The sequence below is a fragment of the Labrenzia sp. ATLA3 genome (assembly GCF_057180185.1).
In genome coordinates this window covers 784033-808378 of record NZ_JBXUKV010000001.1, presented here as the reverse complement: position 1 = coordinate 808378, position 24346 = coordinate 784033, and the positions used below count along the sequence as shown (strand labels likewise).

The window sequence follows — 24346 nt, the reverse complement described above, 5'->3', positions numbered from 1 at the left end:
ATCAGGTCAGGCGAGCGGTGGAAACACCGCCGTCTTCTTGACGGTGCCATAAACGAAACTGGTATCGATTGACGCAATGCCGCCGATCGGATGAATGCGGTTACGGATGAAAGTCTCATAGGCTTCAAGATCCGACACCACCACGCGCAGCTGATAATCCATCGCGCCGGTCAGGACGTGGCATTCCAGAACCTCCTCAATGGTCTGCATCCGGCTTTCGAACCGGCGGACGTCCTCCTCGTTGTGTCGCTCCAGACGGATGCGGACGAAGACCGTGATCGGCAGGCCGTAGGCTGCGGCGTCCACATCCACCGAAAACCCCTTGATTGCCCCGGAGGCTTCCAGATTACGCAGCCGGCGCAGGCAGGGTGAGGGCGACAGGTTGACCGCCTCCGCCAAATCCTGATTGGTCATGCGGCCATCCTGCTGCAAGGCGCGGATGATCTGGCGGTCTTTCTTGTCCATCTCGATCTCAATTGGCAGATTATGCTAATTTCAATTCTATCACTGACAGATTTTGAAATCTATCACCCCTGAAGTTAGATCATATTGCTCAGGCTGAAATCAGGGAGACAACCATGAGTGCCTACAAGGGTTTTGCCAGCCGCGCGATCCACCTCGCTTACAATCCGCATGAAAACGAGGGGTCGCTCACGCCGCCGTTGCATCTGAGCTCAACCTTCGTATTCGAGACGGCCGAAGCCGGCGGCGAGATGTTTGCCGGTGAACGGGCAGGGCACATCTACAGCCGCATTTCCAATCCGACGCTGGATCTGCTGGAGCGACGCATCGCGGATCTGGAAGGAGCGGAGGCTGGTCTCGCCCTGTCGTCCGGCATGGGCGCGATCACATCAACCCTTTGGACGCTCGTGGCACCTGGGGACGAGATCATCGTTGATGAAACCCTGTATGGCTGCACCTTTGCCTATATGCGCCACGGCCTGACCAAATTCGGCATCAAGATCACCCATGTGGACCTGACCGACCCGGAAAACCTGCGCAGCGTCATTTCCGACAAGACCCGCGTTGTCTATTTCGAAACCCCGGCCAACCCAAACATGCGCCTTGTCGACATCAGCCACGTTTCGGAAATCGCCCATGAAGCTGGCGCGACGGTGATTGTCGACAACACCTATGCCACCCCTTATCTGACGCGCCCGATCGAACTCGGCGCCGACCTCGTCCTGCATTCAGCCACCAAGTATCTGGGCGGTCATGGTGACGTCGTGGCCGGTCTTGTTGTCGGACGGGCCGAACAGATCCAGGAAATTCGCCTTGTCGGCATGAAGGATATGACCGGTGCCGTGATGGCCCCGTTCAATGCCATGCTGATCCTGCGCGGCCTGAAAACACTTGCACTGCGCATGGACAGACACTGTGCGTCGTCTCAGAAAGTCGCCGAATGGCTGGAAGCACACCCCGCGGTGTCAAAGGTCTATTTCCCGGGTCTTGAAAGCTATGAGCAGCACGAGTTGGCCAACAGGCAGATGAGCCAGCCGGGCGGCATGATCGCCTTCGAACTGAAGGGCGGACTGGACGCTGGAATTTCAATGATGAATGGCCTGAAGATGATCCAGCGGGCCGTGTCCCTGGGCGATGCCGAAACGCTGATCCAGCATCCGGCCTCCATGACCCATTCCACCTACACCCCGGAAGAACGCGCGGCCCATGGCATCAGCGACGGCCTCGTACGCCTGTCCGTCGGGCTGGAAGATCTGGACGATATTCTTGAAGACATTGCGCAGGCCATGCCGCAGGTTCCTGCGGCCGTTGCTGCCTGAGGTTTGTCCAAGTCGGCTTGGCGTCAACCCGCAACGTTGCGTTCCAAATCCTTTCCCCCCTACCACCTCATCCTGAGGAGCGAGTTTACTCGCGTCTCGAAGGATGGGCAGCAAGTCCGGGAGCAAGCGGCCCATCCTTCGAGACGGGCCGTTGGCCCTCCTCAGGATGAGGATCTGGGGAAGGTGAGGAGAGGGATCTGGAATATGAAACCAGAGGCTCAGACAAAGCCGGCAGCTGGCCCAAATCAGGGTGTCCGCGCTACGCCGGATTTCACGCGTCGCAGCGGTATGGAGCTTTCGATGTTGGCAACGCCAGGCACCTTGGTCAGTTTCCCGGTCAGGAAGGTTTCGAAGGCTGCGAGCCCGGTGGTTGCCACGCGCATGAGGTAGTCCCGGTTGCCGGTCATCAGCCAGCAGTCGACCACTTCCGGAAACGCCTGGATGGCAGCTTCGAACTGGTCCAGCGTGATGTCGATCTGCTTGTCGAGTTCGACGGACACGAAAACCGAGACCTCGTAGCCGAGCTTCACCTCATCGATCAGAGCGCAATATCCTGTCACGATGCCGCGTTCTTCCAGGTTTCGCAGGCGGCGGGCAACCGGAGTCGGGCTCAAGCCGACACGCTCGGAAAGATCCTGAATCGATATTCTGCCGTTCTGGCGCAACTCTCGCAGGATCTGGATATCAAATGTGTCGAGCGTGTCGGAAATCGCCAAGGAAAGCTTCCTTCTTGGTGAAAGTCTCCAAGACTTAGCTCAAAAGATTAGGAATTAGCAAGAAACCGGTTCTTGCCTGAAGCTACAGTAACGGCGAGTACGCACTTAACGGGAACGCCTCCATGAGCACCGAACACCTGAAGACCATAGAACAGCGCCTGTTGTGGCTGTCACACTGGATGATCCACCATGCCAACCATATTCGTCCGAAGGTGGACGGCATCAAGGTTGGCGGGCATCAGGCAAGTTCGGCGTCCATGGTTTCCATCATGACGGCCCTCTACTTCTCGGTACTGAAGCCGGAAGACCGGGTGGCGGTCAAACCGCACGCCTCGCCGATCTTTCACGCGATCCAGTATCTGATGGGCAATCAGACCCGCGAGAAGATGGAGAATTTCCGTGGGTTGGGCGGCGTCCAGTCCTATCCATCCCGCACAAAGGATATCGACGACGTCGATTTCTCCACCGGCTCGGTCGGTCTCGGTGTCGCGATCACCTCCTTCGCCTCATTGGTGCAGGACTACATCGCAGCCAAAAGCTGGTCTGGCGACAAGCCGCTTGGCCGAATGATCGCTCTGGTCGGCGATGCGGAACTCGACGAGGGCAATATCTATGAAGCCCTCCAGGAAGGCTGGAAGAACGACCTGAGGAACTGCTGGTGGATTATCGATTATAACCGTCAGTCGCTTGACGGTATCGTCCGCGAGGGGCTGTTCGACCGGGTCGAGAAGATCTTCGATGCCTTCGGCTGGCAGGTGGTTCGGGTCAAATACGGTGCCTTGCAGCGCGCTGCGTTTGCAGAACCGGGTGGTGACAAGCTGCGCCATTGGATCGACGAGTGTTCCAACCAGGAATATTCCGCGCTCACCTTCATGGGCGGGGCCGTCTGGCGCAAACGCCTGATGGACGACCTGGGCGACCAGGGGGATGTTACCGCGCTGATCGACCGCCGGTCGGACGACGAACTGGCGGATCTCATGGAAAACCTCGGCGGCAATTGCACCGAGACCATGGCCGAAGCCTTTGCAGCCATCGATAACGACAAGCCAACCTGCTTCCTTGCCTATACCATCAAGGGGTGGGGCACGCCGATTGCAGGCCACAAGGACAATCACGGCGGCCTGATGAACAAGAACCAGATGGCCGAGTGGCAAAAGCACATGGGTGTTGCCGAGGGGGAGGAATGGGAGCCCTTCGCGACCGTTTCGGACGTCGGCGCGCTGAAGGCATTCCTGAATCAGGTTCCGTTCTTCGCCAAGGGCACGCGGCGCTTTTCCGACGACAAACTCGCCGTGCCTGCCATCGAGCTGGCTTCGGATCGGGATATTTCCACCCAGATGGCCTTCGGCAAGGTGCTGGACGATCTCTCCAAGGGTGACAGCAAGCTGGCGGAACGTATCGTCACCACGTCGCCGGATGTGACCGGCACCACCAACCTCGGGCCCTGGGTCAACCGGCGCAAGCTCTTCGCCCGCAAGGCGTTGGCGGATGCCTTTATCGAACACCGGATTCCCTCGACCGCAAAGTGGGACTTCGCGCCGGAAGGCCAGCATATTGAACTTGGCATCGCCGAGATGAACCTGTTCCTGCTGCTGGGCGCTGCCGGTCTTTCTCACTCGCTCTTCGGCGAACGGCTGATCCCCATCGGCACTGTTTATGATCCCTTCGTCTGCCGCGGTCTCGATGCACTCAACTATGCCTGTTATCAGGACGCCCGTTTCATGATTGTCGGCACGCCCTCCGGCGTGACCCTGTCTCCGGAAGGTGGTGCGCACCAGTCCATCGGTACGCCGCTGATCGGCATGAGCCAGGACGGGCTGGCCGCTTTCGAACCGGCCTTTGCCGACGAACTGGCCGTGATCATGGAATGGGCCTTCGATTACCTGCAGCGCGACGGCGAAGGTGATCCGGATGAGCGCACCTGGCTGCGCGACGAGACTGGCGGTTCCGTCTACCTGCGCCTGTCGACCAACCCGATCGAACAACCGGGAAAACGGGCTGACGATGCTTTCCGCCAGGGCGCCATCGATGGTGCCTACTGGCTGCGTAAACCAGGTCCGAATTGTGAAGTGGTGATCGCCTATCAGGGCGTCGTTGCGCCTGAAGCCATCAAGGCCGCAGGAGAACTCGCCGGTAATCGGCGTGATGTCGGCGTGCTGGCCGTCACCTCCGCCGATCGCCTCAACGCCGGCTGGACGGCAGCACAACGAGCAAGATCACGCGGCAACGCGGCTGCAAGATCCCATATCGAGCAACTGCTTGGCGATCTCCCAGGTCATTGCAAACTGATCACCGTAATCGACGGTCACCCGGCAACGCTCGCCTGGCTCGGCGGTGTCGCCGGTCACCAGACCATCCCGCTCGGCGTCGAACATTTCGGCCAGACCGGCACGATTGGCGACCTTTACCAGCATTTCGGCATCGACGCGGCGTCGATCATCGAGAAGGTGAATGGACTGACGCCAGGGCGGCGCGTTTAGACTGTTTGGTCGGTGACCGGCAGCCAACATGATGCCGGTCGCCAGCGCCAGACTTTGACGTCACCTCGGCCGACCGAAGGGAGGCCCTGCGCGCACTCATTTCCAGATGGTGGAATGACGGTCACTTTCGAAATGACGCGGGCTTCAGCAAGCTGCATTGAGAGTAGGCCCCGGATCTGCGCTACGCCTGTCCGGGGTGAATCCGTAGCAAGGTGTCCAAAGTCATTCAGCGGACAGGCCGGGTGGCCGTCGCTGCAGCACCGGGACGGATTGTACCAGATTCAACGACACTCAGCCTCATCCTGAGGAAGCGCGCAAGCGCTGTCTCGAAGGATGGGCCGCTTGCTCCGAGTAGCTGGCTTATCCTTTGAGAGAGGCCTATCGACCTTCCTCAGTATGAGCGTGAGAATTAATCCGCCCTCTTGAGATAAACCCGCTCGGCATTTCCACCGAGAACAGCCCGCCGGTCCGCGGCACCAAGGTCCCGCAGCAACTCATCGGTGATCCCGATCCAGTCCTCATAGGAGCAGGCGAGGGTACAGACCGGCCAGTCGCTGCCCCAGATCAGGCGGTCCGGGCCGAAGGTGTCCAGCAGGTGCGCCACATAGGGGCGCAAGGTTTCCGTGGTCCAGTTGCTGCCTGCTTCCGTGACCAGACCGGAAAGTTTGCAGTAGGCTGTGGTGTCCCGCGCAACGGTGGCCATATCCTCTGCCCACCCGGTCATACGGCCATCCGCGATATGCGGTTTGGAACCATGATCGATGACGATGCGCATGCCGGGATGGCGCTCCGCGATTTTCAGGAGGTTCGTCAGATGCTGTGGCAGGGTGAGGGCATCGAACACGAGGTTCTGCTCGATCAGCGCCTCATATGCCGGCACGAGGTCCGGGCGCAGCATCCAGTCCGGATCTTCAATATCCTGGATCATCGGCCTCAGCCCGACCAGCTTCGGATTGCCCGCCAGTTCGGCGATCTGGTCCGGCGCTTCCGCAGCCTCGAAATCGACCCAGCCGACCACGCCCTTGATGAAGCTGTTCTGTCCGGCCAGGTCCAGCATGTAGCGGGTTTCCGCTACGGTTGGCGCCGCCTGAACGAGGATTGTTCCTTCAATCCCGAACTGCTGCAGATACGGTGTGAGGTCGCCGGGGCCGAAATCGCGATAGATCGGTTCGAGCTCGGGCGTCAGCCAGCCATAGTCTCCGCGCTCAAGGGCCCAGAAATGTTGATGTGCATCCAGTCTCATGGCTCGATAATGCCCTTGGTCAGGATGATGTTGCCATAAAGGCGGCTTTCCCCTGTCTGGACCAAGGCGAAGGCATTGCTGGCCGCTTCATAGAAGGCGTGACGTTCCAGGGTCTGGATCTGCGCAGATTTGTCGGCGGTTTCATTGATGATGGTCTGAAACTCCGCGACGATCCCCGGCACCGCATCGGGATAGCCAACCACCTGCATCGTCCTGGCGGGCGCCGGAACGAACGTGTCGAGCGGCATTACTGACAGGATCGCCTTCAGCGTATCGGTCGCTGAAATGCCGTCGAGGCGGACGCAATCGGGGCCGGAGCTTTCTGCCGGAAAATTGGCATCGACAATGACGATCTCGTCGCCGTGCCCCATGGCCCTGAGGGCATAAAGCAGCGAAGGGCTCAGCAGGGGGGGAAGGTTACGCAACATGGGAGGTCTCGTTCGGCAAGGGGGCATCGGGACGGATCAGCTCGGCTGACCTGAGGTCCGACCAGAGGGCTGCGGGAATGTCGGTCTGTAAAAGCGCGATATTGGCTTCCACCTCGGCGGCATTCACCGCGCCGGGGACGACGGTTTTCACGCTTGGATGCCCAAGCACGAATTGCAGGGCGGCAGCGATCAGCGGCACCGAGTGGCTCCGGCAGACCTCTTCGATCTTGCGCACGCGTTCGAGGATCTCCGGCGGTGCGTCGGCGTAATTGTATTTCGCGCCGGGAACCGCGCCCGTTGCCAGAATGCCGGAATTATAGGGCCCGCCCAGGATGATGCCCACATCCCGCTTTTCGCAAAGCGGCAGGAAGCTCTCAAGGGCGTCCTGTTCCAGAAGCGTGTAGCGGCCGGCGAGCAGGAAGCAGTCGAAATCGGCAAGACCCAGCAGCTTCTGGCAAACCTGCCACTCGTTCACACCGGCGCCAATGGCGGCAACTTCGCCAGCCTCTTTCAACTCGGTCAGGGCCTTGTAGCCGCCAAGGTCGAAGAGTTCGCGCACGCGGGCATCGCTTGCTTCCTGGGATCCTTGCGAAAAGGCACAGACGTCATGCACGAAAAGAATGTCTGCATTTGCAACCTCAAGGCGCTGTCGGCTTGCCTCGTAGCTGCGCATGACGCCGTCGTAGCTGTAGTCGAAGACGATCCGCTTTTGCGGCACGTCGACAAAGGCCTCCGGCGTCACTTCATGTGGCTCGCAGTCCAGCAGAAGACGGCCGATCTTGGTGGAAAGCTGGATGGTTTCACGACCGAAGCGCTTGATGGCGGTGCCAAAGCGCATTTCCGAACGGCCAAGGCCATATTGCGGCGCCGTGTCGAAATAGCGAATGCCGTTGTCGTAGGCCGCCTGTAACGCAGCCTGGGCATCGTCTTCAGAGACCTTGCGATAAAGATTGCCGAGTGGTGCGCCGCCGAAACCCATCTCCGTCAGGTCGATGGGTCTTGCGGTTCTGCCGTTCAGCCGCTGCGTTTTCAAAGCGGTCATGTGTTTCCTTTGGACATATCCTGGATCAGATTTTGTTTTGCGTCGCATGACCTGCGGTCTGGTGCCCGGCCGGTGGGCCAGGGTCAGTCGAACAGATCCGGTCTGGTTTCAACGAGCGGTTCCAGTCGGCTGACGACTTCACTCAGGTGTTTCTGCATGGCTTGGCGGGCCCGTTCCGGATCGCGGTCGCGGATCGCCTCAACGATGACCCGGTGTTCGTCATAGGCTTCAAAGGCACGGCCGCGCATGGGCAGCAGCAATTGCCGCGCCCGGTTCACCTGCACCCAGCCGGTGGCGGCAAGCGTGTTGAGTTTCGGATATCCGGTGAACGAGAAGATGAGTTCATGCATGTGCTCGTCCTCCCGATAAAAGCCGGAGTCGTCATGGTCTTCCAGACATAGTGCCTGAAGGCGCATGTTGCGGTTCAACTCCAGAAGCTGTTCCTCGGTGCGATCCGCGGCGACTTTCGCCACGGCCGCCAATTCAATGGCTTCCCGCAGAAAGGCGCCTTCACGGATTTCAGACATGGAAAACCTGGTGACGCGCGACCCAGACTGGGGAACAACCTCCACCAGACCTTCGCCGGCCAGCCGGGTGATCGCTTCCGTCACGGGGGAGCGGGAGACGCCAAGCTGATCGCAGATGACCTGTTTCTTGAGCAGGGTTCCCGGCGGCAGGTCCATGGCCAGAATGGCAGAGCGCAGGGCCTCATAGACACGCTGTGCCAGCGAGCCGGACAATTTGCCAATGTCGGGCAGGGTGATCTCGGGAAAGTCTTGTTCGCTGGTCAGGGGCATAGTCAACTCGATTTGAATGCTAACATGTTAGTTGACACAGTTGGCGTGTCAAGCTAATCGTGACCAAAGACCGACCGGATCGGCAACCTATCTCAGATGCCTTGGTTGGGGCGAAAAGATGTTTTTCGTCAGAGGGTTGTCATGAGGCTTCATCATCGGTTGGTGATGGGGCAGATGGACCGAGGCGGCCGTAACGGGAGAACAAGACGTGTTGCAGCCACATGCCAATTCAATCCTTCTGAATGCCGATGACAACGTGGTCATCGCCCTTCAGGACATTGCTGCCGGCGCCAGCGTCTCCCATGTCGACGTGCCTCTTCCCGGACAGGTCCAGCGCGGCCACAAGATCGCCTGCAAACCGATCCCTGCTGGTGGAAACGTCATTCGTTATGGTCAGATCATTGGTCAGGCGAAGGCAGATATCCAGCCGGGAGAGCATGTACATGTCCATAACCTTGGCATGGGCGACCACAGCCAGGACTATCAGCACGCCGAAGCCTCCGTTCCACTCGATCCGGCGACGCAGGAGCGGACCTTTCTGGGCTACCGCCGTCAGACAGGACGGGCCGGTACGCGCAACTACATCGGCATCCTGACCTCGGTGAACTGCTCCGGTTCCGTCGCGAAATTTATCGCGGAAGCTGCCGAGAAGTCTGGTTTGCTGGACGAATTTCCGAATGTGGATGGCATCGTCCCCATTGTTCACGGCACCGGCTGTGGCATGTCCGGCAAGGACGAAGGGTACGCGACGTTGTTCCGGACCCTATCGGGATATGCCCAGCATCCGAATTTCGCAGCCATCCTGCTGATCGGTCTCGGTTGCGAGGTCATGCAGATTGCCGACCTCGTCGGCGAACGCAAAATCCGTCCGGATGGCGATCTGCGCTACATGACGATCCAGCAGACAGGCGGCACACGCAAGACTATCGAGGCAGGGCTGACGGAGCTACGGGCACTTGCCGAACTTGCCAACAAGGCCGAGCGCACACCGGTGCCGATCTCCGAAATCACCGTCGGCATGCAGTGCGGCGGGTCAGACGGATATTCCGGCATCACTGCCAATCCGGCTCTCGGGATTGCCTCCGATCTTCTGGTCCGTCACGGCGGCACCACGATCCTGTCTGAAACCTCGGAAATCTATGGTGCGGAACATCTTCTCACCCGGCGCGCCGTGTCCGTTGATGTCGGCGAGAAGCTGATCGAACGCGTCCGCTGGTGGGAAGATTACACGGCGCGAAATGGCGGGGAGATGGACAACAATCCCTCGCCGGGAAACAAGCGCGGCGGCTTGACGACGATCCTGGAAAAGTCGCTCGGGGCTGCTGCCAAAGGCGGCTCGGCGCCGCTGGTGGACGTCTACAAGTTCGCCGAGCCGGTCGACAAGAAGGGCTTTGTCTTCATGGACAGCCCGGGCTTCGACCCGTGCTCTGTCACCGGTCAGATCGCCTCCGGTGCCAACATCATTGTTTTCACGACCGGGCGCGGGTCCGTCTCGGGTTACATGCCAACCCCTTGCATCAAGCTCGCCACCAACAGCGAGATGTATGGCCGCATGTCGGAAGATATGGACATCAATTGCGGTGACATCATCTCCGACAACGTCAGCCTGGATGCCAAGGGGGAGGAGATCTTCGAAATGATCATTGCCGTCGCCTCCGGAAAACACTCCAAGAGTGAGGAGCTCGGCTTCGGCGGTGTTGAATTCGTGCCGTGGCAGATCGGTGCGGTGATGTAGTCGCATCAAGCTTGATGTGAAGAAAATACCCAGGCCTTCGGGAGAATTTCAGTGCGCTTGAAAGATAAGACAATTTTGGTAACAGCGGCGGGACAAGGCATCGGCCGTGCAAGCGCGATTGCCTGCGCAAACGAAGGCGCGAAAGTCTTTGCTGCGGACGTCAACGAGGAAACACTGTCGACGCTCCCCACGGAGTGCCCCGGTATCGAGATCCACAAGCTGGACGTTCGCGACCGCGCGGCCATTGATGCCCTGGCCGCCGAACTGCCGGCGCTTGACGGCCTCTTCAATTGCGCGGGCTTCGTGCACAACGGTACTGTTCTCGACATCAGCGAAGACGACTGGGCCTTCAGCTTCGAACTGAACGTCACCTCCATGTACCGCATGACGCAGGCTTTCCTGCCGGGCATGCGCGAACGCGCCCAGGCCACCGGAACCGCGTCGATCCTGAACATGGCGTCGATGGCATCGTCCATCAAAGGCTTTCCGATGCGCACGGCCTATGGCGCTACCAAGGCGGCTGTGATTGGCCTGACCAAGGGTGTCGCGGCGGACTTCGTCAAGGAAGGTATCCGCTGCAATGCCCTGTGCCCGGGGACCGTCGACACCCCGTCCTTGCGCGGACGGATCAACTCCGCACCCGATCCCGTGGAAGCTGAGAAGAACTTTATTGCCCGGCAGCCCATGGGCCGTCTTGCAACCGTCGATGACATGACACCGATGGTCGTTTACCTGCTGTCCGATGAGAGCAAGTTCGTTTCCGGTCAGGCTCTTCTGGTCGATGGAGGTGTCACCATCTGACGGTGACTTCTTCGTCGCGGTTTGGGAGGATCGCGCCATGACAAACCTTGTGAGGATGATGGGGATCGAAATTCGTTTCTTCGGTCTGCATGCCCTCGTGAGAGATAACGGTGCCTGCAAGTCCAAGCTGAGAAAGATCCTCTCCGGCCCCTGTCGATACAGGCTTCTGCGACGACGACAAATCCAACAATGACGATCCAAAGATCGCTGCTGTCTTGTACGACGGATCAAATTTGTCGTACCCAAACCCATCGAGCCTGATTGCATTCGTGACCCGGCTCCAACCAAGCAAGGACGATTCTTTATGAAATTGCTGAGATATGGCGCGCCGGGACAGGAAAAACCCGGTGTTCTCGATGCCGATAACCGTGTTCGTGATCTGTCTTCCGTAGTTGCGGATCTTTCCGGCGACGCACTTCTGCCGGAAAGCGTTCAGCGCCTTCAGGGGCTTGATGTGGCTTCTCTGCCGCTGATCGAAGGGGCTCCGCAACAGGACCTGCGGGTCGGGCCTTGTGTCGGCAACATCGGCAAGTTCATCTGCATTGGCCTCAACTACGCCGACCACGCTGCCGAATCCGGAATGGATGTGCCGCCGGAACCGGTGGTCTTCAACAAGTGGACCTCGGCAGTGGTCGGTCCCGACGACGACGTGATGATCCCGCGCGGATCGAAGAAGACTGACTGGGAAGTCGAACTGGGTGTCGTGATCGGCAAGGGCGGTGCCTACATCGAGGAAGCCGATGCGTTGAGCCATGTCGCCGGTTTCTGCGTCGTCAACGACGTCTCCGAACGCGAATACCAGATCGAGCGCTCCGGCACCTGGGACAAGGGCAAGGGCTGCGATACCTTCGGCCCGATTGGCCCCTGGCTGGTTACGCCGGATGAAGTCGGCAACTTTGACGATCTGGGCATGTGGCTGGAAGTCGACGGCAAGCGCTACCAGAACGGCTCCACCAAGACGATGGTCTACCGCGTGCCGTTCCTGATTTCCTATCTCAGCCGCTTCATGAGCCTGCAGCCGGGCGACGTCATTTCCACCGGCACGCCTCCGGGCGTCGGCATGGGCCAGAAGCCGCCGGTCTATCTGAAGGGCGGCGAAGTCATGACGCTGGGCATCGACAAGCTGGGCAGCCAGACCCAGAAGGTGACCAAGGCCTGATCCCTTACGGACCTTGTCTGAAAACTTACGGCCGGACGCGGAAACGCGTTCGGCCGTTGGCGTTTTTGGGGGAGGGTAGGTGCAGGGCACCGTGAAAGATCATGCCGGCCGGATTAGCGCGCGTTGAATCTTCAGCTTGTCGTCCCGGTTTGTCGCGTCAGCGTCAAGACCGGGACTCAGTATACTCTGGTGCTGGTAGGGGCAGGTGCGACGTTTTGCGATTGCTGGATCCCCGCCTAACGCTCCCCTCAGCCTTCCCGAGCGATCTGCCAGCCGGCCCAGGACTGGCTGACGGGCATGATTTCCAGCGAGTTGACGTTGAGATGCGGAGGCTGCGTTGCAACCCAATAGACCGTGTTCGCGATGTCTTCCGGCTGGATCGCGTTGGCGCCACCATAGAGGGCGTCATAGCTTTCCTGATTGCCGCCGGTGCGCACCAGCGTAAATTCGCTCTCGCACAGGCCGGGCTCTATGGAGGTGACCCGAACACCCTTGCCGTGCAGGTCGGACCTGAGGCCCAGTGAGAACTGGCGCAGGAAGGCCTTGGTTGCCGCATAGACGTTTCCGCCCGGATAGGGCCAGTTGGCGGCAATGGAGGAGATGTTGACGATCATTCCCTTGCGCTCGATCAGTTTGGGCAGAAGCTGATCGGTAATGGTGACGAGACCGGTGATGTTGGTGTCGATCATGGTCTTCCAGTCAGAAAGCTTCGTCGCCGGGGCCGAGGCCGTGCCAAGCGCAAGACCTGCGTTGTTGACGAGAATATCGATCTCCTGAAACGCCACCGGCAGGCTGGCAAGCGCCGCTGTGGTTGCGGCTTCATCCATGATGTCGAAGGCAAGTGGATGAAAGGCACCCCCCAGATCCGCCTTCAAGGTTTCCAGCCGGTCCGCGCGCCGGCCGGTGCCGATGACCTGCCAGCCGTTTTGCACGAACAGCCGGCCCATGGCCTGACCGAAGCCGGAGGTTGTCCCGGTAATGAGGATTGTGCCGCGCATGAGTCTGCCTTTCCGAAAGTGTCTGCAACAGTCGTTTGACCGGACCATAGGCAGCTGCTCCGCCAGCACAACGCCAAATTCAGGTCATGGCCCTCTGGCTCCTATGAATTTGAGCGCTGGCTCTACGGTGGCTCAGCCACTGGTCCTAGGAGTGTTGGCATTGCTTCGTATTCAAGGACCTTGCGCCATGACCAAGATGCCGATCAACATGGATCACCACTGGCTCCCGTTTACCAACAACCGTCTCTTCCACAAGGAACCGCAGATGTTCTCGCGGGCGGAAGGTGTGCGCTACTGGACGCCGGAAGGCCGGGAAATCCTGGACGGCTCCTCCGGACTGTTCACCTGCGCTGCCGGTCACGGGCGCAAGGAAATTGCCGAGGCGGTCTACAAGCAGCTTCAGGTTCTGGACTATTCCCCTCACTTCCAGCGGGCGGCGCCGATTTCCTTCGAACTCGCCGAAGCGCTGAGCGACATCCTGCCGGAAGGTCTCGATCGGATCTTCTTCGGATCTTCCGGGTCCGAAGCGGTCGATTCCGCCATCAAGATCTGCCTTGCCTATCACAAGGCGAAGGGCGAGCCGCAGCGCACCCGTTTCGTTTCACGGGCCTGGGGTTATCACGGGGTCAACCTCGGCGGTACGTCGCTGGCGGGCATGGTCAACAACCGGCGAGATTTCGCAGGCGTTACCTGCGACGTCGTGCATATGCGCCATACCTGGAACGAGGATCAGCGGTTCACGAGAGGGCAACCGCAAGATGGGGCCTCGCTGGCGGAGGATCTCGAAGAGCTCTGCAAGACCTATGGTGGCGAAACGATTGCGGCGGTGTTTGTCGAGCCGATTGCCGGGTCCATCGGGACCATCGTGCCCCCCGTCGGCTATCTTCAGAAGCTGCGTGACATTGCCGACAAATACGGCATTCTGCTGGTGTTCGATGAGGTCATTACCGGCTTCGGGCGGACGGGTTCGGCCTTCGCAGCACAGGAATTCGATGTCACTCCGGATGTGATGACCATGGCAAAGGCACTCACCAATGGGGCTATTCCCATGAGCGCCGTTGCGGTGAAGACGGAAATTCAGAAAGCCGTCATCGACTCCATTACCGCGGATCGGCCGGAACTGATGCACGGCTATACCTATTCTGCCCACCCGGTTGCCTGCGCAGCGGCTCTGGCGACGCTTGGCATCTACAAGACCGAGGGTCTTTTCGAGCGGGCAGCAAGCCTCTCGTCCACCTTCCTGGACGGCGTGTTCAGCCTGCGCAATCTGCCCCATGTCTACGATCTGCGCGGCCATGGCATGATGGCCGGCATTCAGCTGACACCGGGCGAAACGCCGGGAGCGAAGGGCTCTCTGGTGCAGCGGCGCCTGTTCGATGAAGGCCTGCACGTGAAGGCGACCGGCGACGCGCTCATCTACGCCCCGGCACTCACCACATCGGAGGAAGACCTTTCGATGATGGTCGATGTTCTCCAGAAGGTGTTGGGCCAGGCAGAGCTTTAGGTCACCAGTTTCAGCGGTCCCGGCCATCAGCCGGGATCGCTACCCGCATTCCGCCAGAACCTGGCCAAGCAGCCTGATGCCGGGTTCCAGCTTTTCTTCGGCAATCGCACCGAAACCCAGGCGGATGCGGTTTCGCGGACTGTTCGGGGAAAAGTACCGGCCGTCTCCGGCCTCGATCAGGATGCCTTGCCGCGCCGCCCTCGATTGCAGCTCTGCTGCCCGGATCGTGTCCGGAAGCCTGATCCAGACACCGGACCCGCCCGTCGTGGCTGTTGCCTGACAGGTCGGCAGATGCTTTTCGATCAGCCTGAAGATCTTCTTCCATTTCTGAGACAGGATCTTTCGCTGGCGGCGGATGTGGGAATCATAGTGGCCTTCGGACAGGAAGATTGCCATTGCCCGCTGGTCCAGCGCCGAAGGGTGCCGGTACATCAGTCGTCTGAGCGCCCTTAGCTCCTTGATGATACGCCTGTCCGCCGCGATGAAGCCGAGCCTCAATCCGGGGAAGAGCGCCTTGGAGAGGCTGGCAACGTGAATGACGCGGCCGGTTCGGTCGAAACTGCGCAGAGACGGTTTCTGTGCGCCGATGAAATTGAGCTCATGCTCATAGTCGTCTTCCAGAACGATGAAATCGTGTGTTTCGGCATGGGCCAGCAAGCGAAAACGCCGCTCCATCGACATGGTGACATTGGTGGGGGACTGATGCCCCGGCGTCACGTAAACGAGACGTGCCCCTTTCAGTTCGTCTCCAACCCGCATGCCGTTTGAATCGACCGGATGATACTTCAGCTCCGCACCAAAGGACTGGAAGATGTTGCGCGTGTCGACATAGCCGGGCTCCTCCATGTCTGTTCTGACGCCGGACCTGCAAAAAAGCTGTGCCACCAGAAAGAGGGCGTTCTGCGCACCGACAGTCACCAGGATCTCGTCCGGTTCGGCGCGAAAGCCTCGCTGTGGCAGCATTCGGCGGATGATCTGGTCCACGAGCATCGGGTCGTCCAGATCGACCAGATCGCCGATCCAGGTTGGGGCATGCTGTGCGGTTCCCGCCAGCCTCACACAATCGCGCCAACGCGTGACGGAGGTCTTGTCGGGGGCGAGCTGTCCATAGATGAACGGGTAGGGATAGGACTGCCAGTCGACCGGTTTGGAAATATTTTCCTGGGCGGCATAGCTGTAGGTCAGAAAGGCTTGCGGATCGAAGGGGTGTTCGGCGGCGGGCAGGATGTCCTTCGCGTGATCGTCCACCCGGATGTTCAACTGCTCGCGGATATGCCGTTCATTGATGAAGTATCCGCGCCGGCTGACCGATTTCAGATAGCCGTCTTCAACCAGCCGCTCATAGACGATGGCAACCGTGTTGCGGGAGACTTTTATCTCGCTGGAAAAGACGCGGGTTGCCGGCAGTGGCTCGTGCAGGGGCCAGACGCCGTCCAGAATGGCCTCGATCAGCCGTTCCTGGATCTGGTGCTGCAATCGTCTGCCCGGATCGAAGGGCGTCTCGAAATAGGTAGAAAGCATTTGTCCTGACAGATTTCCCTGATTTCGGTTAGCCCGCACGCGCCAGTCTGACGGGGCATTCTCAATCTGGAAAGCCCGGCAAATCCTCTGGCTCCATAGTTTTCACTCTCTGGCTCTAAGGGTGAATTTTGCACCGCAATATCCTTTCTTGCAACGCTGCGCAGGATCGTCCGGGCAATGCGACCCTTTCCTAAAAACTGCGACCTGTAATGCGCCAGAGCGAGAACAGTTTGGTGAAACCAACAGTGAAGGGGAAGTCATGACCAGTTTTAAGAAGGGGGGATCCGCGACGCGGCGCGATTTCCTGAAGACCGCTGCGGCGGCAGGCGCGGGTCTGTCCATGCCGGCGATCGTCAGTTCCAGCGTGCTGGCCTCATCCGGTGAAATCAACATCATGATGTGGTCGGATTATCTGCCGGAAAGCTTCGTCAACGGTTTCACCGACAAGACGGGTATCAAGATCAACTTCACCGGCATCGGTTCCAACGAAGAGATCATCAACAAGCTGAAAGCTACCAACGGCGAAGGTTTTGACATCGTTTCCCCGACCGTGAACCGCAACCTCCTCTGGGCTGAACTCGGCCTTTTGCAGCCGTTCGACATGTCCAAAGTGGCCATCGACAAGGTCAACCCGTCCATGGCGCTTGGCGAAACCCATTGGAACTTTGACGGCAAGGGCGTGTTCTGGCTGCCGCATATCTGGGGCACGGAAGGCATTGCATGGCGGACGGATGCCTTCGTTCCAGGTGGCGAATTCCCGAGCTACTATGATGTCTGGGATGAAGCCAACGCAGGCAAGACCATGGGCCGTGGACACTCCATGCTGCTTGGCCTCGGTCTCGGTCTCGAAGGCCGCGGCGAACTGGAGCCGGGCTCCATGTGGGCCGCATATGAAAGCCCGGAAATGATGGACGAAGTCTGGACCAAGGTTGTTGAGGCTGCCATCGCCAAGAAGCCGAATATCAAGCTGATCTGGAACGATGCCGACACCCAGAAAAACGGTCTCCTGAACGAAGGCGTGATCGTCGGTCAGACCTGGGACGGTCCTCCGCTTGCACTGAAAACCGCCGGTGAACCGGTCATGTACCGGGCGCCGAAGGAAGGGGCGATGGCCTGGGTCGATGGTCTTGCCATGCCAACAGGTGCGAAGAATATCGATCAGATCTATGCCTTCATCGAGACGGCTTACGACGCCAAGCTCGCCGGCGAAGCCATCAAGACCCATGGCTACAATTCACCGGTTCTCGGGGCTGCCGAATTTGGCGGTGAGGTCTATGCCAAGAACTTCGCCGATGCCTATCCGGGCGAAGCGCTGGACAACCTGAACGCCTGGCCGGCGGAAGCACCCTGGTACTCGGAAAAGCGGACCGAATACACCAACAAGTTCCTGTCCGCATAAGGCCTTTTCGGCTTTCTCAATGGTGTGGTGCCGGGCGCAGTGTCGCCCGGCCTCGGCCGCCTTGCTTGCGTCTTCCTTTTCCGCCGTCCTTCTGAGAGCGTCATGGCCACAAAAGATATTGTTCTGGATCACGTTTCCATTCGTTTTGGGGCCTATACCGCGGTCGACAATGCGCATCTCGTCATCAAGGGCGGGGAGTTCTTCTCTTTCCTCGGTCCATCCGGCTGTGGCAAGACCACCTTGCTGCGGTGTATTTCCGGGTTTTCCGACCCGTCCGAAGGCCGTGTCCTGATCGGCGGACAGGATATGAGAGGCATCGGGCCGAACAAGCGGCCGACAGCCCTGATCTTTCAGAACCTGGCGCTCTTTCCGCTCATGAGCGTTGCCGACAATATCGCCTTTCCGCTGGAAGTTCGGGGTATTGGCCGCAAGGAGCGGCGTAAACGGGCGGACGAACTTCTGGACATGATCGCGCTTCCAGGTGTCGGCGACAAAAAGGTGCACGAGCTCTCCGGCGGTCAGAGGCAGCGCGTGGCCATTGCCCGCGCTTTGGCGGTTGAGCCCGACATCCTCCTGCTCGATGAGCCACTGTCCGCGCTCGACCTGAAACTGCGCCACCACATGCGCACCGAACTGCGCGCCATCCAGCAGCGCGTCGGCTTGACCTTCATCTACATTACACACGACCAGGGCGAGGCGCTGACCATGTCCGACCGTGTCGCGGTGATGAATGCCGGTGTGATCGAACAGGTCGATCCGCCTGAGACCATCTACAATCGTCCCAAGACCTCCTTCGTCGCCTCGTTTGTGGGCGAAACCAATGCCATTGAAGGCAAGGTCGCCCAGCAGACGGAAGCGCTGGTTTCCGTCGAAACCCCATTTGGCCGTCTTCAGGGAAGGGCGGCAGGCGGGCGGCAATATAAAGCAGGCGAAGACTGCATCCTCTTCATCAGGCCCGAGCAGCTGAGCCTTGAAGGCGGTACGCCCAACACGCTGACCGCGAACTGGGTCAAGGAAGAGTTTGAAGGCAACTCGAGGCAGTTGTTCCTGGAAGCGAACGGCGTCCAGCTGCGGCTTACCCGGGTCAACCTTGGCGGCACGCCGGATAATCTCTCCGGCGGTACGGTCTCGCTCGGCTTCACGCCCGAGCAGGCAATTGTCCTGCCTCATGGCGCGCTGGCGGGGGCGTGACGATGAAAGTGCTTCAAAACGTCTTCAGCGAAATCTCGGGCAAGCATGGCCTTGGAGCTGCCTCCTTCGTCGCCGTTGCGGTGCTGTTCTGGGTGATCTGCCTGATCACGCTGCCGCAGGTGGCTATGCTCGACTATTCCTTCCGGTTCAATTTGCCGGCGGCTGAAGTGGGTGGCCCGCAGGATGTCTATACGCTTGAAAACTATGCCTATTTCTTTCAAGGCAATGATGGCACGGTCAACACGCTCGATATAGGAATCCTGGTCAAAACCCTGATCGCGGCGGTGTTCGTCACCTTCATCGACATTCTGCTCTGCTACCCGATTGCCTTTATCCTGGCCCATTCGGCCACCGGGGTGGCGGCGCGAATGATGGTGATCGGTCTGATCGTGCCTTTCTGGGTGAACGAGATCCTGCGCGCCTTCGCCTTCCGTGTCCTGTTCGGCTCCACCGGTCTCATCAACGGCATCGGCATGTCGATGGGGCTGTGGGACCAGCCGGTGGATTTCATCCGGGCCGATGTCGCGCTCTATTCGGGCCTGACATACGCCTACATCCTGCTGATGGTGTTCCCGATCTTCAATGCGGTTGAGGCACTTGACCGAAACCAGATCGAAGCCGCCAGGGACATGGGCGCAAGCTGGTGGCGAGTGCATTGGCGGGTGGTGCTGCCGGTCGCCAAGCCGGGCATCGCTTCGGGAGCGACCATGGTGTTCATGCTGACGGCAGGCGCGTTGGCCGCGCCGCAGATCCTCGGTGGGCCATCAAACCTGTGGTTCACCCAGCTCATCTACCAGTGGTTCAACGAAAGCGCCAACTGGCAGCGCGGTTCGGCCTATGCGGTGATCCTGCTGATTGTGTGCATATCCTTCGTCATGATGCTGATGCGTGTCTTCAAGGTCTCTATCGGGGAGATCGGCCGATGAACCGGGGCACAGGCGGCGGCGTGGTCGCGACAGGCTTTTCGCTGCTTTTCTTCACCTTCCTGTTCGGTCCGCTGATCATCATGGTGATCACGGCGTTCAACTCCTCCTCATTCCCGAGGATCACACCCTGGGAATGTTTCACGACGGAATGGTTCGGCGTTCTCTTTGCCAATGACAGACTGATGAGCGGTCTCGCCAACAGCCTTGTGATTGCCGTCAGTGTGGTGGTCATTGCCGTGCCTATCGGCTTGGCGGGAGCGCTTGCGCTTTCGGAGCTTGGCCCCCGCTTGCGTGCGGCCCTCTACACGGTGCTGATCACGCCGATCCTCATTCCAGGGGTGGTTCTGGGCATCTCGACCATCATCTTCTGGGGCGCTTTTGGAAGGTCCGTCGGGGCGGACTATGGCTCGATCTTCTACAGCGGCATGTTTCTGACCCTTGCCGGGCAGGTCACTTTCATTTCCGCCTATGCAATGCTGGTGTTCCTGGCTCGGTTGCAGCGCTTTGATCCGATCCTGACGGAAGCTGCGCTTGATCTCGGTGCAACGCCGGGGCAGGCCTTCCGAAAGATCCTGCTGCCCTTCCTGGGGCCGGCCATCGGCTCTGCGGCGTTCCTGACCTTTCTGGCATCATTCGAAAACTACAACACCACCGTCTTCACGATCCTGTCGGGCAACACCTTCACCACGGCGCTTGCCTCCAAGGTCCGGCACGGGACCGATCCTTCGTTGTCGGCGCTGGCGGTCATCATCATCGGCATCACGTTGATCGGGGCGGTGGTGCACGAAGCCCACATGCGGCGGAAGGAAGTGATGCGGACCGGCACTGCCGCGCGGTCGCGCATCTATGGCAATCCGGTTCTGCGGACACTTGTCCATCCGTTGACGATCTTCGTGATCCTTCTGGGCGTTGCGGGCTTTGCCACCTATCAGGGCACGCAGCATGATGCTGGCGTCTGCAAGCAGCAGATCCTGGACGAAAAACGTGCCCGCCAGCAGGAACTTCTGGAGGAGCAACGCAGGAAAATGGAAGCTCAGAAGCAGAACCAGGCACCCGCATCCACCGCGCCGGCCGAAGCGCCGGTCAAGGCCAACCCGTCGCCTTTCGGCGGTGCCTTCAAGTCCAATGGGCTGAAGCCGGGCGAGTGACAACCTGTCAGAAGCTTACCGTCTACTGCCCGGAAAGCCGGGACAGCAGCACGGCAACGCTTTTGACCTGAAACTTCTTCAATAGTCTCGCCCGGACATCTTCCACGGTTCTGGGGGAAAGGCTCAGGACGCGGCCCATTTCCTTGCTGGTCTGGCCCTGGGAGAGGAGGAGCAGGACATCGCGCTCGCGCGGTGTCAGTTTCGGACCCGCTGCCGCATTGTCGATCAGGGCGAAACTCAAGACGATCCGGGCCAGCGGCGTTTCCGGCGTCAGGGTGCGGGCGCGGAACCGGCACCAGATCGGCGTCCCGTCGGAGCGCCGCATCAGCCGTTCGTCCGTATAGGGCAGGGACCGGCGCAGGGGCTCAAGGCCGATGTCCCGGATCTGGTGGAACTCCTGGTCCGTGCCGTACAGCAGCCGGAAACTCTGGCCAATCAACTGCTCCTTCTTGAAACCGAACATTTCCACGAATGTCTGGTTGCAGGCGCGAATGATCCGCTTCTCGGTCAGCGCCAGGCCCATGGGGGCATTTTCAAAGGCGAGTTGGTCGAGATTTTCCATGTTTCACCGTGTTCCTACGGTATTGGCACCGTAGTTTGACGGTAGCATAGTTCTTGCCTGTTTTTCCAACGGGAGGCTGAGACGGGATGGCGCTTGCAGACGACCTGATCCGTGAGATCGACGGAAGACGCGAAGATCTGATCGCGCTCACACAGGACCTTCTGCGCATCCCCACGCTCAATCCGCCCGGCGAGAACTACCGCGAAATCTGCGACTATCTGCAAAAGCGTCTGTCCAGATCCGGTTTCGATATCGAGCTGATCCGGGCCCACGGCACACCCGGTGACAGCGACAGATATCCGCGCTGGAACATCGTCGCGCGCCGCGATGGCGACAGCCCGGGTGACTGCGTGCATTTCAACAGTCATATCGATGTGGTCGATGTCGGCCACGGATGGACGAAAGATCCCTTCGGCGGAGAACTTATCGACGGCAAGATCTATGGCCGGGGCGCCTGTGACATGAAGGGTGGTCTTGCCGCCAGCATCGTCGCAGCCGAGGCTTTTCTGGCCGTCTGTCCGGATTTTGCCGGGGCCATCGAGATCAGCGGCACGGCGGACGAGGAATCGGGTGGTTACGGCGGCGTCGCCTACCTCGCAGGCAAGGGCTACTTCAGCCCGGACCGGGTCCAGCATGTCATCATTCCCGAACCGCTCAACAAGGACCGTATCTGCCTTGGTCACAGAGGGGTCTGGTGGGCAGAGCTTGAAACCTTCGGTGAAATCGCCCATGGCTCGATGCCATTCCTGGGCGATTGCGCTGTCCGGCACATGGGCGCGGTCATCGACGAAATGGAGCAGAGCCTGTTTCCGGCGCTCGCGCAAAAGCGCACTGAAATGCCGGTGGTGCCGGAGGGGGCCAAGCAGTCGACGCTCAACATCAATTCCATCCATGGCGGACAGTCGGAAGGCGAAGCAGATTTCACCGGCCTTCCGAGCCCCTGCGTGCCGGACAGTTGCCGCATGGTGATCGACCGCCGCTTTCTGCTGGAGGAAAACATCGACGACGTGCAGGCGGAAGTTCTGGAAGTGCTGAAAACGGTTGAAGGGCAGCGTGACAAGTTCCGCTACGACCTGCGCGAATTGCACAGGGTGCTGCCCACCATGACGGAAAAGGATGCGCCCGTCGTGCGGACCGTCGCGAAGGCGATTGCCGAGACCATGGGCCGCGAAGCGGAATATGTCGTCAGTCCGGGCACATACGACCAGAAGCACATCGACCGTATCGGTAAACTGAAAAATTGCATCGCCTATGGCCCGGGCATTCTGGATCTGGCACATAAACCGGACGAATATGTGGGAGTGGATGACATGCTCGATTCTGCGAAGGTGATGGGCCGTTCGCTGATCGAGCTTTTGGCAAGGCCTTGCGAAAGCGGCCTCAATAAAGGGGGAAGTCATGCGTTTGCGTAAGTTTGGATTGGGTCTGGTCAGCGCCCTGGCGTTGGTCGCGAGCGTGGGAATGGCCCATGCGAAGAGCGATATCGTGGTCGCCATGCAACTGGAACCACCGCATCTGGACCCGACTGGTGCCGCTGCAGGCGCGATTGATTCCGTTCTTTATTCCAACGTCTTCGAAGGGCTGACCCGCTTCGGTCCGGATGGCTCGGTCAATCCGGGTCTTGCCGAAAGCTGGGAGATTTCCGAGGACGGCAAAACCTACACTTTCAAGCTGCATGAGGGCGTGAAGTTTCACGATGGTTCGGATCTGACGGCAGACGACGTCAAGTTCAGCCTGGACCGCGCACGGGCCGATGACAGCCAGAACGCCCAGAAGGCGTTGTTCACCGGCATCGAAAGCGTCGAAGTGGTCGATCCGCTCACTGTGAAGGTGACGCTCAAGGAACCGAACGGAAATTTCCTGTTCAATATGGCCTGGGGCGATGCGGTTATCGTCGCGCCGGAATCCATTGCCGATATCAAGAGCAAGCCAATCGGCACGGGTGCTTTCAAGTTCACCGACTGGGTGCAGGGCGACCGCATCGATCTGGAAAAGAATGCAGACTACTGGGGTGAGCCGGCCAAGCTCGACAAGGTCACCTTCAAGTTCATTTCTGATCCGACGGCTGCCTTCGCTGCCGTGATGGCGGAAGACGTCAATGCTTTCGTCGGTTTCCCGGCGCCGGAAAACCTGCCGCAATTCGAGGCCGATCCCCGCTTTCAGGTGCTGGTTGGCTCTACCGAAGGCGAGACCATTCTTGCCGCCAACAACAAGCTGCCGCCGCTCGACAACGTCAAGGTGCGCGAAGCGATTGCCCATGCAATTGACCGGCAGTCAATCATCGATGGTGCGATGTTCGGCTACGGCACACCGATTGGTACCCATTTCGCGCCGCATAATCCCGACTATGTCGATCTGACGGACAACAGCCAGTACGACCCCGAACTTTCCAAGAAACTTCTGGCCGAAGCCGGTTATGCCGATGGCTTCACCACCACGCTGAAGCTGCCGCCGCCTTCCTACGCCCGCCGGGGAGGGGAGATCATCGCCGCACAGCTCCGTGCCGTCGGCATTGAAACCGAGATCACCAATCTGGAATGGGCGCAGTGGCTGGAGCAGGTCTTCAAGGGCAAGGATTACGGCCTGACGATCGTCAGCCATACCGAGCCGATGGACATCGGCATCTATGCCCGTCCGGACTACTATTTCCAGTATGACAATGCGGACTTTCAGAAACTCTTTGCCGATCTGACGGCGGAGAACGATCCGGCCAAACGTTCCGATCTTCTGAAACAGGCCCAGGAGATGATCTCCAAGGATTACGTCAACACCTACCTGTTCCAGCTCGCATTCCCGACTGTCGCCGATGCCAAGATCAAGGGGCTCTGGGAAAACCAGCCGACCCAGGCGACGGACCTGACAGCGGTCTACTGGGAAGACTGACCCATACTGCAAAGCGGATGCTCGCACCCCAC

At 59.6% G+C, this 24346-nt stretch carries 22 protein-coding genes; 12 read left to right on the top strand and 10 right to left on the bottom strand.

What is annotated here, in order from left to right; all coding sequences use genetic code 11:
• Positions 1-6: 6 nt before the first annotated feature.
• On the bottom strand, positions 7-465 hold the full coding sequence (locus AC2A6O_RS03630; protein ID WP_498925765.1) for an Lrp/AsnC family transcriptional regulator: 459 nt from the start codon (positions 463-465) through the stop codon (positions 7-9).
• A gap of 113 nt (positions 466-578) precedes the next feature.
• On the opposite strand from AC2A6O_RS03630, the gene AC2A6O_RS03625 reads away from it, so the two are divergent.
• Complete coding sequence (locus AC2A6O_RS03625) at positions 579-1781, top strand: methionine gamma-lyase (RefSeq protein ID WP_498925764.1); 1203 nt, start codon at positions 579-581, stop codon at positions 1779-1781.
• 245 nt (positions 1782-2026) lie between these two features.
• Here AC2A6O_RS03625 and AC2A6O_RS03620 read toward each other — a convergent pair whose 3' ends face one another.
• Positions 2027-2497 (bottom strand): Lrp/AsnC family transcriptional regulator, encoded by a 471-nt coding sequence (locus AC2A6O_RS03620; protein ID WP_498925763.1) that lies wholly within the window; start codon positions 2495-2497, stop codon positions 2027-2029.
• A 122-nt stretch (positions 2498-2619) separates the two neighbouring features.
• Here AC2A6O_RS03620 and AC2A6O_RS03615 point away from each other — a divergent pair, with 122 nt between their 5' ends.
• The gene (locus AC2A6O_RS03615; RefSeq protein WP_498925762.1) at positions 2620-4977 is read left to right on the top strand and encodes a thiamine pyrophosphate-binding protein; all 2358 of its coding nucleotides are present in this window, start codon (positions 2620-2622) and stop codon (positions 4975-4977) included.
• Between the two features lie 409 nt (positions 4978-5386).
• Here AC2A6O_RS03615 and AC2A6O_RS03610 read toward each other — a convergent pair whose 3' ends face one another.
• The 4 genes from AC2A6O_RS03610 to AC2A6O_RS03595 form a co-directional block, all read right to left on the bottom strand.
• Positions 5387-6220, bottom strand: a complete 834-nt coding sequence (locus AC2A6O_RS03610) for an amidohydrolase family protein (RefSeq protein WP_498925761.1) — start codon at positions 6218-6220, stop codon at positions 5387-5389.
• Complete coding sequence (locus AC2A6O_RS03605; protein WP_498925760.1) at positions 6217-6648, bottom strand: RbsD/FucU family protein; 432 nt, start codon at positions 6646-6648, stop codon at positions 6217-6219. The genes AC2A6O_RS03610 and AC2A6O_RS03605 overlap by 4 nt, the downstream gene beginning before the upstream one ends.
• Complete coding sequence (locus AC2A6O_RS03600) at positions 6638-7690, bottom strand: aldo/keto reductase (RefSeq protein ID WP_498925759.1); 1053 nt, start codon at positions 7688-7690, stop codon at positions 6638-6640. The genes AC2A6O_RS03605 and AC2A6O_RS03600 overlap by 11 nt, the downstream gene beginning before the upstream one ends.
• Before the next feature lie 83 nt (positions 7691-7773).
• Positions 7774-8487, bottom strand: coding sequence for a GntR family transcriptional regulator (locus AC2A6O_RS03595; RefSeq protein ID WP_498925758.1), 714 nt, complete (start codon positions 8485-8487; stop codon positions 7774-7776).
• Positions 8488-8695: 208 nt separating this feature from the next.
• On the opposite strand from AC2A6O_RS03595, the gene AC2A6O_RS03590 reads away from it, so the two are divergent.
• Positions 8696-10222: a UxaA family hydrolase gene (locus AC2A6O_RS03590; RefSeq protein WP_498925757.1), complete on the top strand. Its 1527-nt coding sequence runs from the start codon at positions 8696-8698 to the stop codon at positions 10220-10222.
• A 45-nt stretch (positions 10223-10267) separates the two neighbouring features.
• Positions 10268-11023 carry an SDR family oxidoreductase gene (locus AC2A6O_RS03585; RefSeq protein ID WP_498925917.1) on the top strand — a complete coding sequence of 252 codons (756 nt, stop codon included), beginning with the start codon at positions 10268-10270 and terminating at the stop codon, positions 11021-11023.
• On the opposite strand, the gene AC2A6O_RS03580 is transcribed toward AC2A6O_RS03585, so the two are convergent.
• On the bottom strand, positions 11013-11315 hold the full coding sequence (locus tag AC2A6O_RS03580; RefSeq protein WP_498925756.1) for a hypothetical protein: 303 nt from the start codon (positions 11313-11315) through the stop codon (positions 11013-11015). The two genes, AC2A6O_RS03585 and AC2A6O_RS03580, sit on opposite strands and share 11 nt — an antisense overlap.
• Positions 11316-11327: 12 nt before the next feature.
• On the opposite strand from AC2A6O_RS03580, the gene AC2A6O_RS03575 reads away from it, so the two are divergent.
• Entirely contained in the window at positions 11328-12182 is an 855-nt protein-coding gene (locus tag AC2A6O_RS03575; protein ID WP_498925755.1) for a fumarylacetoacetate hydrolase family protein, read from the top strand.
• Positions 12183-12430: 248 nt separating this feature from the next.
• Here AC2A6O_RS03575 and AC2A6O_RS03570 read toward each other — a convergent pair whose 3' ends face one another.
• Complete coding sequence (locus tag AC2A6O_RS03570) at positions 12431-13180, bottom strand: SDR family NAD(P)-dependent oxidoreductase (protein WP_498925754.1); 750 nt, start codon at positions 13178-13180, stop codon at positions 12431-12433.
• Between the two features lie 187 nt (positions 13181-13367).
• Here AC2A6O_RS03570 and aptA point away from each other — a divergent pair, with 187 nt between their 5' ends.
• Complete coding sequence (gene aptA / locus AC2A6O_RS03565) at positions 13368-14684, top strand: omega-aminotransferase AptA (protein ID WP_498925753.1); 1317 nt, start codon at positions 13368-13370, stop codon at positions 14682-14684.
• Between the two features lie 39 nt (positions 14685-14723).
• On the opposite strand, the gene AC2A6O_RS03560 is transcribed toward aptA, so the two are convergent.
• The gene (locus AC2A6O_RS03560; protein ID WP_498925752.1) at positions 14724-16205 is read right to left on the bottom strand and encodes an aminotransferase-like domain-containing protein; all 1482 of its coding nucleotides are present in this window, start codon (positions 16203-16205) and stop codon (positions 14724-14726) included.
• 259 nt (positions 16206-16464) lie between these two features.
• On the opposite strand from AC2A6O_RS03560, the gene AC2A6O_RS03555 reads away from it, so the two are divergent.
• From AC2A6O_RS03555 to AC2A6O_RS03540, 4 genes are all read left to right on the top strand, one after another.
• A complete protein-coding gene (locus tag AC2A6O_RS03555; RefSeq protein WP_498925750.1) occupies positions 16465-17604 on the top strand; it encodes an ABC transporter substrate-binding protein in 1140 nt (379 codons plus the stop codon).
• A gap of 102 nt (positions 17605-17706) precedes the next feature.
• Positions 17707-18795: an ABC transporter ATP-binding protein gene (locus AC2A6O_RS03550; RefSeq protein WP_148584451.1), complete on the top strand. Its 1089-nt coding sequence runs from the start codon at positions 17707-17709 to the stop codon at positions 18793-18795.
• 2 nt (positions 18796-18797) lie between these two features.
• Entirely contained in the window at positions 18798-19721 is a 924-nt protein-coding gene (locus AC2A6O_RS03545; RefSeq protein WP_148584450.1) for an ABC transporter permease, read from the top strand.
• Positions 19718-20869: an ABC transporter permease gene (locus AC2A6O_RS03540; RefSeq protein WP_498925749.1), complete on the top strand. Its 1152-nt coding sequence runs from the start codon at positions 19718-19720 to the stop codon at positions 20867-20869. The genes AC2A6O_RS03545 and AC2A6O_RS03540 overlap by 4 nt, the downstream gene beginning before the upstream one ends.
• 22 nt (positions 20870-20891) lie before the next feature.
• On the opposite strand, the gene AC2A6O_RS03535 is transcribed toward AC2A6O_RS03540, so the two are convergent.
• A complete protein-coding gene (locus tag AC2A6O_RS03535) occupies positions 20892-21431 on the bottom strand; it encodes a PAS and helix-turn-helix domain-containing protein (protein ID WP_148584448.1) in 540 nt (179 codons plus the stop codon).
• An 86-nt stretch (positions 21432-21517) separates the two neighbouring features.
• Here AC2A6O_RS03535 and AC2A6O_RS03530 point away from each other — a divergent pair, with 86 nt between their 5' ends.
• Positions 21518-22843, top strand: a complete 1326-nt coding sequence (locus AC2A6O_RS03530; protein WP_498925748.1) for an acetylornithine deacetylase/succinyl-diaminopimelate desuccinylase family protein — start codon at positions 21518-21520, stop codon at positions 22841-22843.
• Positions 22830-24314, top strand: coding sequence for an ABC transporter substrate-binding protein (locus AC2A6O_RS03525; protein WP_498925747.1), 1485 nt, complete (start codon positions 22830-22832; stop codon positions 24312-24314). The genes AC2A6O_RS03530 and AC2A6O_RS03525 overlap by 14 nt, the downstream gene beginning before the upstream one ends.
• The last annotated feature ends 32 nt before the right edge of the window (positions 24315-24346 follow it).